10 protein-coding genes and 1 riboswitch are annotated in these 13561 nt (G+C 73.4%); of the genes, 1 reads left to right on the forward strand and 9 read right to left on the reverse strand.

Annotated elements, in window-relative coordinates; genetic code table 11:
• Window positions 1-45: 45 nt before the first annotated feature.
• From CWIS_RS14140 to CWIS_RS14155, 4 genes are all read right to left on the reverse strand, one after another.
• Window positions 46-2811, reverse strand: coding sequence for an Ig-like domain-containing protein (locus CWIS_RS14140; RefSeq protein WP_156186671.1), 2766 nt, complete (start codon window positions 2809-2811; stop codon window positions 46-48).
• A 56-nt stretch (window positions 2812-2867) separates the two neighbouring features.
• A complete protein-coding gene (locus tag CWIS_RS14145) occupies window positions 2868-4514 on the reverse strand; it encodes a fibronectin type III domain-containing protein (RefSeq protein ID WP_048343965.1) in 1647 nt (548 codons plus the stop codon).
• Between the two features lie 64 nt (window positions 4515-4578).
• Window positions 4579-6042 (reverse strand): dicarboxylate/amino acid:cation symporter, encoded by a 1464-nt coding sequence (locus CWIS_RS14150; RefSeq protein WP_082156486.1) that lies wholly within the window; start codon window positions 6040-6042, stop codon window positions 4579-4581.
• A 214-nt stretch (window positions 6043-6256) separates the two neighbouring features.
• A riboswitch (SAM riboswitch) is annotated at window positions 6257-6372 on the reverse strand.
• 192 nt (window positions 6373-6564) lie between these two features.
• The gene (locus tag CWIS_RS14155) at window positions 6565-6882 is read right to left on the reverse strand and encodes a hypothetical protein (protein WP_048343966.1); all 318 of its coding nucleotides are present in this window, start codon (window positions 6880-6882) and stop codon (window positions 6565-6567) included.
• Window positions 6883-7035: 153 nt separating this feature from the next.
• Between CWIS_RS14155 and CWIS_RS14160 the strand changes: the two genes are divergently transcribed.
• Window positions 7036-7269: a DUF5703 family protein gene (locus tag CWIS_RS14160; protein ID WP_048343967.1), complete on the forward strand. Its 234-nt coding sequence runs from the start codon at window positions 7036-7038 to the stop codon at window positions 7267-7269.
• Window positions 7270-7314: 45 nt separating this feature from the next.
• On the opposite strand, the gene CWIS_RS14165 is transcribed toward CWIS_RS14160, so the two are convergent.
• From CWIS_RS14165 to ald, 5 genes are all read right to left on the reverse strand, one after another.
• On the reverse strand, window positions 7315-8649 hold the full coding sequence (locus CWIS_RS14165) for a M20/M25/M40 family metallo-hydrolase (RefSeq protein WP_048343968.1): 1335 nt from the start codon (window positions 8647-8649) through the stop codon (window positions 7315-7317).
• Window positions 8650-8721: 72 nt separating this feature from the next.
• A complete protein-coding gene (locus CWIS_RS14170; RefSeq protein ID WP_048344002.1) occupies window positions 8722-10806 on the reverse strand; it encodes a M3 family metallopeptidase in 2085 nt (694 codons plus the stop codon).
• Window positions 10807-10999: 193 nt separating this feature from the next.
• Entirely contained in the window at window positions 11000-11479 is a 480-nt protein-coding gene (locus tag CWIS_RS14175) for an ACT domain-containing protein (RefSeq protein WP_048343969.1), read from the reverse strand.
• The gene (locus CWIS_RS14180) at window positions 11476-12594 is read right to left on the reverse strand and encodes a lactate dehydrogenase (RefSeq protein ID WP_048343970.1); all 1119 of its coding nucleotides are present in this window, start codon (window positions 12592-12594) and stop codon (window positions 11476-11478) included. Before CWIS_RS14180 ends, CWIS_RS14175 begins: the two co-directional genes overlap by 4 nt.
• Window positions 12595-12656: 62 nt before the next feature.
• Window positions 12657-13561, reverse strand: a 905-nt coding sequence (ald, locus tag CWIS_RS14185) for an alanine dehydrogenase (protein ID WP_048344012.1), incomplete at its 5' end; no start/stop codon positions are given.

Genomic DNA, 13561 nt, shown 5'->3' on the forward strand with positions numbered 1-13561 from the left:
GCCCGCCCCGCGGGGACGAGCACCACCGGCGACGCGGGTTCGCTGCTACTTCGTGACCACCAGGCTCGCCGTGGCGCCGCTGGCCGCGGCGTACGTGGTCGAGCCGAGGTACTTCACCGAGAGCTTCCACGTGCCCTTCGCCAGCTTCGGCAGCGTGAGCGTGGCCTTGCCCCCGACGAGAGTCGCGGTCGTGCTCGTCGAGCGGCCGCCCTTCGAGACCGTGAGGGTGACCTTGCCGGTCGCCTGGACGAGACCTGCGGGGGTCGTGACCGTCACGGTCGCCTTGCCCTTGGCCTTCGAGGTCGGCTTCGTCGTCACCTTCGCGGCGACCCGGGAGACCTTGCCCTTCGTGATCGTCAGGGTGCGGGTCGCCGTCGCTCCGGCCACGTTGGCGCTGCCCGCGTAGGTCGCCTTGAGCGAGTACGACCGCACCGCGAGCGAGGCCGGCAACGTGAAGACCACCTGGCCGGACGAGAGCGTCGCGGACCGCGTCGACCCCGCGCCGGCGAGCGTGACCTTGCCGGCGGCGGACTTCCCCGCGGAGTCGGTGACCTTGACCGTGACCTTGACGGCCTTGCCGTACGCGCTGCTCGTCACCGCCGTGATCGAGGCCTTGGCCGTCAGCTTCGTGACCGTCAGGGCGCGCGGCGCCGAGACCGACGACGCGTACACGCTGTCGCCGCTGTAGGTCGCTCGCACCGTGTACGCGCCGGAGGCCAGCGAGGCGGGGACGGTCAGCGTCGCCGTGCCGGCGACGACCGGTGCGCCGATCACGCCGCCCGGAAGGCCCTCCAGCGAGACCGTGCCTGTCGCGCCGTCGGTCACCGTCGCGGTGTACGTCACGGCCGTGCCGTACCGCGTCGAGGCCGCCCCGGTCAGGCTGACCGCCGAGGGCTTGCCGATCCGCAGCTCGGTGCTCGAACCCGCGATCGAGTAGCCCCGGCCGAGGTAGCGGACCGTCCACACGTCGCCGATCTGGTCCGACGCGATCGTCGGAAGGGTGATCGAGGCAGAGCCGTCGCGCTTGAGCGCGACGGGCGCACCGACCGGCTCACCGGCCTGGTCGAGCACGACGACCGAGCCCGCGGGCCGCCCCGTGCCGGTGCTGGGCGCGACGTTGGCGCCGCTCGTGTTGTTCGTCACGAACGGCGCGTAGCCGGCCGCGCTGACCTGGACGCCCAGCGTGGGGGTCGTCCCGGGCACCAGGTCGGTGGAGGCGACGCCGTCGACCGTCACGCTCGTGCTGCTCGTGTAGCGGGTCGAGCCGAGCGAGCCGAGGACGTCCGCGTACGCGGCGACGGCCTCGGAGGCGAAGTCCCGCGCGTTCGCCAGCCGGTCGCCGCCGGCCGCGAGGGTGCCGTTGAGCGTGGTCTCCGGCGTGTTGGGCAGGCTGCGTCCCGCGACGTACCAGTACTCGGTCATGTACTCGGTGTACGTGCCGTTGTCGTTGACGCGGATGGCCTGGTCGACGACCGGGGCCGGCTTGCCGAGCGCGTCCTGGTGGTTCCCGTGACGGACGAGCAGCGCGGGCACCTGCAGGCGGCGGGCCGACTGGATCGTCGTGCCGGTGTCGCCACCCGGGTAGTACCAGTTCGGGTTCGCGCCGGGCTCGCCCGCAGCCGCGTACTCCGCGGACGCGTTGTGCAGGTACGTGGAGAACAGGTCGCCGTAGAGGTACCCCGGGGCGAGGGTCTTGCCGTCGGTGACCGCCGGCACCCCGCTCGTGCGGATGTGGTCGTACGCCGAGCCCGAGTTGCTCACCGAGAAGAGCGAGAAGTCCAGGTTGTAGATGGTCTTGACGCCGCTGGCCTGCGCGTCGGCGTTGAGGTCCTTGATCACCGCACGCGTGTTGTGGCACCACGTACCGCCGAACAGCAGCGGGACGTCGCTGTCCGCGTACCGCGGGTCGCTCAGCAGGTGGATCGTCTCGGGGTACGTGAGCTGCTGGACGCGCCAGCCGTCGGTGGCGTCGGCGTCGCTCAGGATCTCACCGCCGTACTTGGTGGCGTCCGTGTACGTCGCGCTGTGGCGGCGGTTCGTCTCGTCCTTGTAGAACTCGAACTGCGTGCTCACGCTGAGGTCGGGGTGACCGGCCGTCCCGCCCGCGGCGAGCAGCGTCTCCTTGACGGCGTCCTCGTACGCGAGCTGCTCGGCGGGCGTGTCGAGGTCCGCAGCGGTCTTGGTGTCCGCGAGCGAGGCGACCACCCGGTCGTCGTTGCCGCTGCCGTCCCGGCGGTCCTTGTCGAGCACCACCAGGTAGGGACCCGTGACCTTGCCGTCCGTCCGGACGAACTCCGGGGTCGGGTCGGTGCCGTTGATGAGGTCGATCAGCGGGCCACCCGTGGTGGCGGTCGCGCCCTCGTTCTGCCAGTACGTCAGGCCGGCACCGGTCAGCCGGGTCGCGAGCTCGTCCCAGTCGAAGATGTTGAGCGCGTCGCCGTCGATGCGCGGGTTGAAGACGTAGATCTTCGGCACGCCGATGCTCGTCGCCGCGGCGTTGATGTGCGCGATCTCGGCCTGCGTGCTGGCGTCCTTCGGGTCACCGATGAGCACCGCGTAGCGGCCGGACTTGAAGCGCAGCAGGTACTTCAGGCGCTCGATCGAGATGGACTCGAAGACGTGCTGGCCACGCGCAGGAGCGAGCGCCGGGAAGACGTCGGCGAAGTAGTCGAAGTCGACGCTGGAAGCGATGGCGGGAGCCGCAGCGGTGGCCGCGGCGCTCGCGCCGGGGGCGAGAGCGACCGCGGGCGCGGTCGCCAGTGCGGCGACCACGATCCCGGCGATGCTGCGTCGCAAGGAGGAGCTGGACATGGGGAGTCGTCTCTTTCTCCCGCCCGGAGGCGGGGGGTCAGGTCAGGGAGAGCGGGTCAGCGGACGGGCTGGGCCGCGGGGGTCGACGGCCCGTCCACTCGTGCGGGTGGTGCGAACTGCCAGGTGACGCTGAGCTGGCCCGCCTCGGGAGCGACGTGCACCCCGGGATAGGCCGCGACGGGGGACGAGGTGGGGGCCGCTGCGACGGGGGTCCTGACGGGCGCCGCCGCGGGCACGGTGGCGAGAGCCGCGGTGGGTGCGGCCGCCGGTGCAGCGACCGACGCCGGCGTGAAGGCCGTCAGCAGCGGGTTGCCGAGCTGCAGCGGTGGCAGGGCGCCGGGCACCGGAGCCGGGCCGGCAGGCTCGTCCGCCGCGGCGGCAGACGACGCGCGACGGGAACCGCCGCGCGCGTAGTGGGACGCCAGGAGCAGGACTCCCGCGACGGCCAGTGCGCCGAGGATCACGAGGCCGGTCAGCGGCGGCACCGTCTCGGCCGACGTCGCCTCCGCGTCCTGCGCCGCCCCGACCGGCGACGCGGCCGCGACGGTGACGGGGCTCTCGGAGACGACCGTCCCCTGGTACGCGACGACGAAGTGGTGAGCACCCCGCGGGGCGTCGTCCGGAACGACCACGTCGGTGGCGAACGCGCCCTGCTCGTCGGTCGTGACGGTCGTGAGCCGGACCGGGTCGGAGTGCAGCTCGACGTCGAGGTCGACGCCCGCGGCGTAACCCGCTCCGGTCAGCGCGACGGTCGCACCGGGGACGACCTCCCCCGTCCAGGTCAGCGTGCCGACGACCGACGCGGGCGGCGTGCCGACCGTCACCGGCACCGACGGGGTGGAGGCCGCGGACTCACCGACGTCGTTCACCGCGCGGACCGCGGCGCGGTAGCTGCCGTCCGGCAGGTCCAGGAACTCGTAGGTGGTGGTCGCCGCGTCGACCTCGGCGCGGTTGCCCCCGCTGAGCAGGACGACGTAGCCCGTCACGCTGTCGAGGTCCACGTCGACCGACGGCTCCCACGTCACGACGATCGTCGTGCCGTCGACCGTGAGGGTCGGTGTGCCGGGTGCGGAGGGCGCTCCGGGCACGACGGCCTCGTCGGGATCGATCCCGAGGTCGTCGGACACGGGCGCCGCAGGAGCCGGGACGCCCGGCGCTGTCGTGGCACCGGGAGCGGGCGTGCTCGTCGGGGGCCTGGTCGCGCCCGGGGAGGGCGTCGTGCCGGGCACAGGCGTCCTGCCGGGCGCCGGGGTCGCACGCGGCGTGGGAGTCGTGCCGGGCGTCGGCGCCTTGGTCGGTGTCGGGCTCGCCGACGGCTTCGGCGTGGGCGACTTCGTCGGGGTCGGCGTCAGGTTGTAGTCGGACGGGAGGTTGTCCGCGTAGAGCACCTCGTCGGCCGCGCCCTGCCAGATCCCGGTGCTGGCGCTGCTCTGCACGATGCGCCCCTTGTACTTGGGGTTCTTCCCGTCGTACTCGTGGCACGTCGGGATCGGCTGGCACCACTTGTCCTCGGCGAGGTTGACGAGCGCGGCGCCCTTGTCGTCCTGGAGGCAGTGCTGGTCGTCGCCGCCATCGACCCACTCGACGGTGGCCGCGCTCGCGCGGGTCGCCTGCAGGACCGGCAGGCCGAGGGCGATCACGCCGACGACGAGCGCCGCGACCAGGGGCAGGCTCCGGCGGCCGAGCTGGAGAAGAGGGTTCACGAGGGGGCGCTTTCTACGGGAAGGGGGTGCGGGGGCACGGGGGGCGAGGACGGGTGCGGGCGGGTCAGCGGGAGCCGACGGGAACGCGCGGGCTGGGCTCGATCGCGCACGCGCCGACGGGCACGCCGCCCCAGAGGGCGTCGTCGTCGGTCGTCGCCGGGGACGCCGGGTTCGAGCGTTCCGGCGTCACGGGCTCCCCGAGGTCGACGGACCGGTCCACGGAGGAGCGGAAGATCGCGTCGTCCAGGCGGCCCTCCTTGCGCGCGACGATGGTCGCGGCGACCGCGGCCGAGGTCACGTTGTTCGTGGTCCGCGCCATGTCGGCGAGCGCGCTGATCGGCAGCGTCAGGATGATGACCTCGAGCGGGAGCCCCGCAGCGGCCAGCACGGTCGTCGCGGTGACCGTCGCGGTCCCGGGCACGCCCGCGGTGCCGATCGAGACGACGAGGCCGAGCAGCACCAGCACCGCGTAGTCACCGAGCCCGTACGGGATGCCGAGTGCGTTGACGCTGTACACGGCCAGGAGCACCGGCCAGATCCCGGCGCAGCCCGGCATCCCGATCGTCGTGCCGAGCGGCGCCGTGAAACCCGCGATCTCGGCGGGCACGCCGACGCGCTCCCGGAGCAGGCTCGTGGTGAGCGGCAGCGTCCCGGCGCTGCTCTGCGTCGTGAACGCGGTGAGCTGCGCGGGGAAGATCCGGCGGAAGAACGCGACGGGGCTCACGTTCGCGGACACCCGCAGGAACACGCCGTTCACGAGGTAGGTGTGGGCGAAGCAGACGACGAACGCGACGACGAGCAGCGTGAACAGCGGCCAGAGCTGGCTCGTGTCCGCCGAGACGGTCGACGTGAACGACGCCGTGAGGGCGAGCACCGCGTAGGGCGTGAGGCTGATGACGAAGCCGACCGCGCGGTAGATGATCTCGCGTGACGCCTCGACGAACGCCTTGAACGGGGCGACCTTCTGCGGGTTCTTGTCGGCCACCAGCGAGCACGAGACCGCCACGAGGATGCTCACGAGGATGATCGGGATGATGTTGTTCTCGGACACGTCCTTGACGATGTTCGTCGGGAAGAAGCCGATGAACACCGACGTGAACGGCTGCTGGACCGAGTCGAGCGACCGGGTGTCCACGTCCTGCGTGCCCAGGTGCGCGCCCTTGCCGAGCCCGACCAGCAGCGCCGTGCCGAGTGCGAGGAAGATCGCGACGAGGTTGAGGCTGAGCAGCCAGTAGACCGACCGTCCGCCGATGGTCCGCAGCTGCGACGTCGAGCCCAGCGACGTGATGCTCGACAGGATCGAGACGATCACGAGCGGGGCCACGATGGTCAGCAGCAGGTTGACGTAGACCCGGCCGAGTGGCTGGACGTACTCGACGTGGTCGCGGAACACCACGCCGACAGCGACGCCGAGGAACAGCCCGACGAACGTCAGCACGCTGAAGTTCACGCGCTTGCGTGCGAGGGCGAACAGGCCGGCGAACAGGCCGACGGTGACGGCGAGCGCTGCGGCGTCCCAGACGTTCACGGGGTGCTCCGATCGTGCGAGGGCAGCTCCCACGACCGGGGACGGTCAGGGAGTGCTCAGGGAGGGGGAAGGGCGTGCGGCGCGCGGGACGAGGCCTCGCGCACCGAGGTGACGACGTGCGTCAGAAGGCAGCGCAGGAACATCGACGGAGTCGGTGCTCGTTCGCACACCTCACGCCCGTGCTCCTCGTCGTCGGCAGGCGCCGATCCCGCGGCGCCCGTGCTTGCCGTCGTGCACGCGCACGACGGCCTGGTCCTCACCCGGGGCACCCCACCACGGACGGAGGGTTGCCGGTCTCCCAGCCGGGGCTTGTCGGAGACGCTCGTGACCTGGTCTTCCACGACCGGATCGGCTTATGCCGACTATACCGGTCGCTTTTTCCTTGCAGGCTCTTTCTAGTGACGACGGGAGCGCGGTGTCAACAACCGGGACCCGGTGGTCCGCACTCCGAGACGCTTGTCACCCGTTCGGCCGCACCGTGGGGACCTCCCGCTCGCACCCTTGACGTGCGGCGCCGCGGGGTCAGCGCGCGGGTTCGACCTCGTCGTACTCGTCGTCGCCCGCCCAGTCGCCCTCGGCGTCCTCGGACTCGTCGTCGCCACCCTCGACGTCGTCGTCGAAGTCGTCGTCCTCGTCGTCCTCCTCGGCGAGGTAGAACGGCGTGGCCTCACCGTGGACAGTCCCGAGGGCGTCGTCGTACACCTCGAAGGCGTCGGCCAGGACGTCGTACGCGTCGTCGACCGCGGGGTCGTCCTCGCCCTGGCGCGCGACGACAGCGTTGTAGTGCGCCTCGAGCGCTGCGACGAATCGGTCCAGCGCGGCACGGGGGTCGACGGTCATGTCCGAACGGTACCGCCGCGACGGGGTGCCCGGCAGGACCGAGGGCCGCCACCACTCCCCCGCAGCGTGCGACCCGCCTCTCGGCGTACGCACGGCACCCCGCGACGCGGTGCACAATGGGCGCCACGCGAGTCGGCAACGGGAGGGTGGCGGATGACCGTCGAGACGCGTCAGCGACGCCGGGACTGGGTCGCGCAGGGTGGGCAGTACGAGTACCGGGTCCTGGTCCTCCCCCGGACGACCAGCCGCAACGACGTCCAGCGCATGCTCGTCGAGCACGCCGAGTACGGGCGCTGGGAGCTGGCCCGGTCGGTGCTCTACGTGGGTGGCGAGCGACGCGTCTGGCTGCGGCGCAAGATCCTGCGGGTCCGCAGCACGCTCGACTGACCGCCGGCCCGCCTGCGACGACGACGCCCCAGCGGGCACAGCCCGTCAGCAGGTCGACAGGAGCCGGTCCAGGACGCGCGTGCCGAACTTCAGGGCGTCGATCGACACGCGCTCGTCGACGCCGTGGAACATGCCCGCGAAGTCGAGGTCCGGGGGCAGGCGCAGGGGCGCGAACCCGTAGCCCGTGATCCCCAGCTGCGAGAGCGACTTGTTGTCCGTCCCGCCCGAGAGCATGTACGGCAGCACGGCGGCCCCGGGGTCCTCGGCGAGCAGGGCGTCGGTCATCGCGTCGACCAGCGAGCCCGTCGTCGGCGCCTCGAGCGCCACGTCGCGGTGGATGTCCTCGATGCGCACGTGCGGGCCGGCGAGCCGCTCGATCGTCGCGCGGAACTCGTCCTCGCGGCCCGGCAGGAAGCGACCGTCCACGGCGGCCTCCGCGCGTCCGGGCACGACGTTCGCCTTGTAGCCCGCGGTGAGCTGCGTCGGGTTCGACGTGTGCCGCAGGGTCGCGCCGACGAACCTGCTCGCGGGGCCGAGCGCGGCGACCAGCGCGTCGATGCCCTGCTCGTCGTACGGGTCGAACGGCAACCCGGTGAGGTCCGCGACGCCTTCCAGCAGCGCACGGACCGTGGGCGTGAGCTCGAGCGGCCACGTGTGGCGACCGATCCGCGCGACTGCCTCCGCCAGGTGCGTCACGGCGTTGTCGGGCGTGACCTGGCTGCCGTGGCCCGCGCGCCCCTCGGCGACGAGCCTCAGCCAGGCCAGGCCCTTCTCGGCCGTCTGCACGAGGTACGCACGCCGCCCGGCGACCGTGACCGAGAAGCCGCCGACCTCGCTGATCGCCTCGCTCGCGCCCTCGAAGATCTCGGGCTTGTGGTCGACGGCCCAGTGCGCGCCGTACGTGCCGCCGGCCTCCTCGTCGGCGAACATCGCCAGCACGACGTCGCGCGCCGGCTTGCGGCCCTCGCGCGCCATCTGCCGCACGACCGACAGGATCATCGCGTCCATGTCCTTCATGTCGACCGCGCCGCGGCCCCACAGCAGGTCGCCGTCGACGTGGCCCGCGAACGGGTCCACCGTCCAGTCGTCGGCCTGCGCGGGCACCACGTCGAGGTGACCGTGCACGACGAGCGCCGGCCGGCTGCGGTCCGCGCCCTCGATCCGCACCGCGAGGCTCGTGCGCCCCGGCGCGCTCTCGAACACGTCGGGCTCGAGCCCGACGTCGCTCAGCAGCGTCGCCGTGTACTCACCGGCCGCGCGCTCCCCCGGCCCGGAGCCGTCCCCGTAGTTCGAGGTGTCGAACCGGATGAGGTCGCGGCAGATGTCCACGACCTCGTCGGCGGCGGTCGGCTGGGGGTTGCGGGGCTCGGTCGTCGGCACGCGCCCACCGTACCCGCGCGCGCGGACGGCCCCCGACGGCAGCGGGGCCGCCCGCGCACGACGACTCCGCCGCTAGACCGTGGCGGCCGCCGTCAGGCCGCGACGCACCAGCAGCGGCTCGATCTGCGGGTCACGGCCGCGCAGGTCGCGGAACGCCTGGAGCGGGTCGATCGAGCCGCCCCGGCCCAGCAGCTTGGCACGGAACGCGTCACCGTTCTCCCGGCGCAGGCCACCGTTCTCGCGGAACCACTCGACCGTGTCCGCGTCGAGCACCTCGGACCAGATGTAGGAGTAGTAGCCCGCCGAGTAGCCGCTCGAGAACACGTGGTTGAAGTACGCGCTGCGGTAGCGCGGCGGCACGGGCGCGAACGCCACCCCCGCACCCTCGAGCGCCGCGGCCTCGAACGCCTCGACGTCGTCGGGGTCCGTGGGCACCTCGTCGGGCGACAGGCGGTACCAGGCCTGGTCGAGCAGCGCCGCGGCGAGGTACTCCGTGGTGCGGAAGCCCTCGCCGTCCTGGCGGCCCGCCAGGAGCGTCTCGACCCACGCCGCGGGCATCGGCTCCCCCGTCTCGTGGTGCACCGCGAACGCCTGCAGCACCTGCGGCTCCCATGCCCAGATCTCGTTGACCTGCGAGGGGTACTCGACGAAGTCGCGCGGCACCTCGGTGCCCGACTGCGACGGGTAGCGCACGGCCGAGAGGAGGCCGTGCAGCGCGTGACCGAACTCGTGGAACATCGTCGTGACCTGGTCCCACGTCAGCAGCGTGGGCTGGCCGTCGGGCGGCTTCGGGATGTTGAGGTTGTTGACCACGACCGGCGGCTCGTCGAGCAGCGTCGACTGGTCGACGAGGTTGTTCATCCACGCGCCGCCGCGCTTCGACTCGCGCGTCCAGTAGTCCGCGAGGAACAGGCCGAGACCCGAGCCGTCGGTGTCGAAGACCTCGAAGACGCGCACGTCGGGGTGGTAGCCGACGAGGTCGGTGCGCTCCGCGAACGTCAGCCCGTACAGCGCGGTCGCGGCGCGGAACACGCCCTCGTGCAGCACCCGGTCGAGCTCGAGGTACGGCCGCAGGGCCGTCTCGTCGAGCGAGCGGGCCTGCGAGCGCACGCGCTCGGCGTAGTACGCCCAGTCCCACGCCTCGAGCGTCGCGCCGGGCTCGTCCTGCTGGAGCGCGACGGTGAGCTCGACGGCCTCGGCGCGCGCGTTCGCGACCGCCGCGGGGGCGAGCCGGCCCAGGATGTCCGCGACCGCCTCCGCCGACTTGGCCGTCGCGTCCTGCGCCACGTAGGCGGCATGGTGCGGGTAGCCCAGGAGCTGGGCGCGCTCGGCGCGCAGCCGGGCCAGCTGCAGCAGGGTCGGCCGCGTGTCGTGCTCGCCGCCCAGGCCGCGGCCCACCGACGCGCGGTGCAGCCGCTCGCGCAGGCGACGGTCGCGCAGCGTGACGAGCTGCGGCTGACCCGTCGGCAGCTGCAGCTCGAGGAGCCAGCCGCCGTCGTGGCCGCGCTCGGTCGCGGACCGGGCCGCCGCCGAGCGCGCGTCCTGCGGCATCCCGTCGAGCTCGGCCTCGTCGGTCACGAGAACCGCGGCGGCGTTGGTCGCGGCGAGCACCTCACGGCCGAAGACCGTCGCCAGCGTGGTGATCTGCGCGTTGAGCTCGCGCAGGCGGTCCTGCGCGGTCTCGTCGAGGCGGACCCCGGCGCGCACGAACGTGGTGCGGGTGCGCTCGAGCAACCATGCGGTGTCGGGCTCGAGCGTCAGCGCGCCCGACGCGACCTGCGCGTCCAGCGCCTCGAGGCGGGCGAACAGGCGGGCGTCGAGGTGGATGGCGTCCAGGTGCGCGGCCAGGCGCGGTGCGACCGACTCCTCGAGCGCGTCGAGCTCGGGTGTCGAGTCGGCGCTGGACTGGTTGAAGAACGCCACGAGCACGCGCTGCAGGGTCCGGCCGGAGCGCTCCAGGGCGACGAGCGTGTTCTCGACGGTCGGCTCGCTCGGGTCGGTCGCGATCACCTCGACCTGCGCGCGGTGCTCGGCCATGCCGTAGTCGATCGCGGGCTCGTAGTGCTCGGTGCGGATCCTGCGGTAGTCGGGCAGCCCGTACGGGAGCGACGACGGGGCGGCGAACGGGTTCTCGGCATCCAGGGGCGCGCGCTTCATGCGGGCATCATCGCCCACCCGAGGCACGGACCGCAGGAGCACGGGTCGCGCGCGCCCAACGCGCTCCTCGGCGCCCGCGGTCAGCCGGAGACCCGTCGAGAGCACAGCGCCGACGACCTCGCGAGTCCCCGACGTCGTGACGTCTCGGGCCGGATCCCCATCGTTCGGCACGCTCGGGGAGGAGGGGCTCGCGTCAGGCCGTCGGCGGCGGCTGGATGACGATCGCGGTGGTGCGCGCTCCGGCCTCCCGCGCCGCGGCGACGACGTGCTCGACGTCGACGAGCGGCCCCTCGACGAGCACGGGCTGCCCGAGCGCCGACTCCCCCGACCAGCTCACAGCCGCGTGCGGCGGCGGGCGGAACGCGACGTCGCCCGGCAGGTGCATCACCGCGGCCGCGCGCACGCCGAGGTCCTCAGCTCGTCGCACCACGACGCCCGACACCGCCGCGAGACGCTCGGCCGCGCGCACGATCTCGCGCTGACGCCGCCCGGTCGTGCGGAACGTGACCGTCACCAGACCCTCGTCCGGCCCGGCGTCGCTCGTCGCGAGCGCGTCGAAGCTCACCCCGCGCGTCGCGAAGACGGCCGTGAGCGCGGCGACCGTCCCCGGCCGGTTCGCCCCGCGCACGAACACGACCCAGCGCTCGTCGAACCCCTCGTCCTGGATGCTCATGCGACCCCTCCTTCGACCGGGACGAGGGCGGTGCCGTCGCCCGCCGTGGCGGTGAGCCACGGCTCGATCGACCGGCTGACGCGGTCGGCGACCGCGGCGAGCCGACGCTCCTCGTCGTCCGCGAGCGCCGGGAGCAGCACCTGCGTCCACCCCTCCGGCCCGAGCACGACCGGCACACCCAGGACGCCTTCGACAGGCTTCCCGGCGAGCTCCACCTCGCGGTCGAGCGCGACCTGGCCCGCGACGACGGTGTCGCGACCGTCGAGCACGGTGTCGATCAGGTCGATCGTCGCGCTGGCCGTGCCCGCGGCGGTCTTGGCGCCGCTCTGCTGCGTCATCCACGGTCGTGCGGCCACGCGGACGTCCGGGGGCCAGGAGTCGACGAGGCGGAACGCGCCCGCGAGGTCGTCGACCGCGGCGGTCGCGAGCGCACGCTTCGCGGCGGCGATCTCCTCGTCGTACGTCGCGAGCGTGCGCGCGCCGCGCACGCGCGCCACCTCCGCGCGACGCTCGGCGACGTCGAGCCCCGCGATGCGCACGGTCGACCACAGCGGCACAAGGTCGTCGCCGTGCTGCCCGACGGCGAACCCGCCGACGCGGTGCCGTCGCACGCCGATCGACGCGGCGACCTCACGGCGGAACCGCAGCGTGTCGAGCCACGCGCCCATCCCGATCACGCGGTGCCGCCCGAGCGCCTCGGCGAAGATCGCGACGCCGAGCTCGACGGGGTTGGAGACCACGACGACGACCTCGCGCCCGGAGCCGTGGCGGGCCAGCGCCTCGGCGTACGTGGCGAACACGCGCGCGTTGTCGGCCGCGAGCGCGCGGCGGTCGACAGGCACGCCCGGCTCGGTGCCCGCGGTGCGTCCGGCCGCGACGACCACGACGTCGGCCACGACGTCCGCGGGGTCGAGCGCCACGTCGAGCAGCGGGGCGTGCTCGTCGTACGCGTCGACCAGGTCTGCCGCGAGCCCGTAGGTGGCGCGCGACGACCGCCCGTCGGCGCGCCCGACGAGCTGCAGGCGGGAGGTCGCCGGCAGCACGCGCCGTTCGACCAGCTGCGTGCAGACCTGCCGGCCCACGTCGCCCGTCGCTCCCAGCACCGCCACGTCCATCCGGCGAGAGTAGGCGCCGTTCGTTGCGGGCGCGTGACGGGGATCGGCGGTCGGCCGCCGCGTCAGCCGGCCGCGAGCGCCTCGGCCACCGAGACGGACGGGTAGCCGTGCGCCGCGGCGACGGCGGAGTTGACGAGCCGCCCGCCGTGCACGGTCAGGCCGTTCGCGAGCGCGGGGTCGTCGGCGGCCGCCGCGCGCCAGCCGCGTGAGGCCAGCGCGTGCACGTAGGGCAGCGTGACGTTCGTCAGGGCGCGCGTCGAGGTGACCGGGACCGCGCCCGGCATGTTCGCCACGCAGTAGAAGACGCAGCCCTCGACGAGGTACGTCGGGTCGTCGTGCGTCGTGGGGCGGGTCGACTCGAAGCACCCACCCTGGTCGACGGCCACGTCGACGAGCACCGAGCCGGGCCGCATGCGCGCGACGAGCTCGTCGGAGACCAGGCGCGGCGCCCGCGCGCCGGGGACGAGCACGGCGCCGATCACCAGATCCGCCTCGGCGACCTCGCGCTCGAGCGTCCACCGGTTCGACGCGAGCGTACGGATCCTGCCACCGCTCGCGTCGTCGATCTCCCGCAGGCGCGCCATCGACACGTCGAGCACGGTGACGTCGGCCCGCATCCCCACCGCGATCTGCGCGGCGTGCCGCCCGACCGTCCCGGCGCCGAGCACGACGACCCGCGCCGGGTCCACGCCCGGGACGCCACCCAGCAGCAGCCCGGCCCCACCCTCGTTGCGCATGAGGTGGTACGCGCCCACCTGCGTGGCGAGGCGCCCGGCGACCTCGCTCATGGGCGCGAGAAGGGGCAGCGAGCCGTCGGGGAGCTGGACGGTCTCGTAGGCGATCGCCGTGGTGCCCGCGGCGAGCAGGGCGTCGGTCGCGGGGCGGTCGGCGGCCAGGTGCAGGTAGGTGAACAGCACGAGGTCGTCGCGCAGGTGGCCGAACTCGGCGGGAGTCGGCTCCTTGACCT

Source organism: Cellulomonas sp. A375-1, assembly GCF_001040865.1.
GTDB lineage: Bacteria > Actinomycetota > Actinomycetes > Actinomycetales > Cellulomonadaceae > Cellulomonas > Cellulomonas gelida.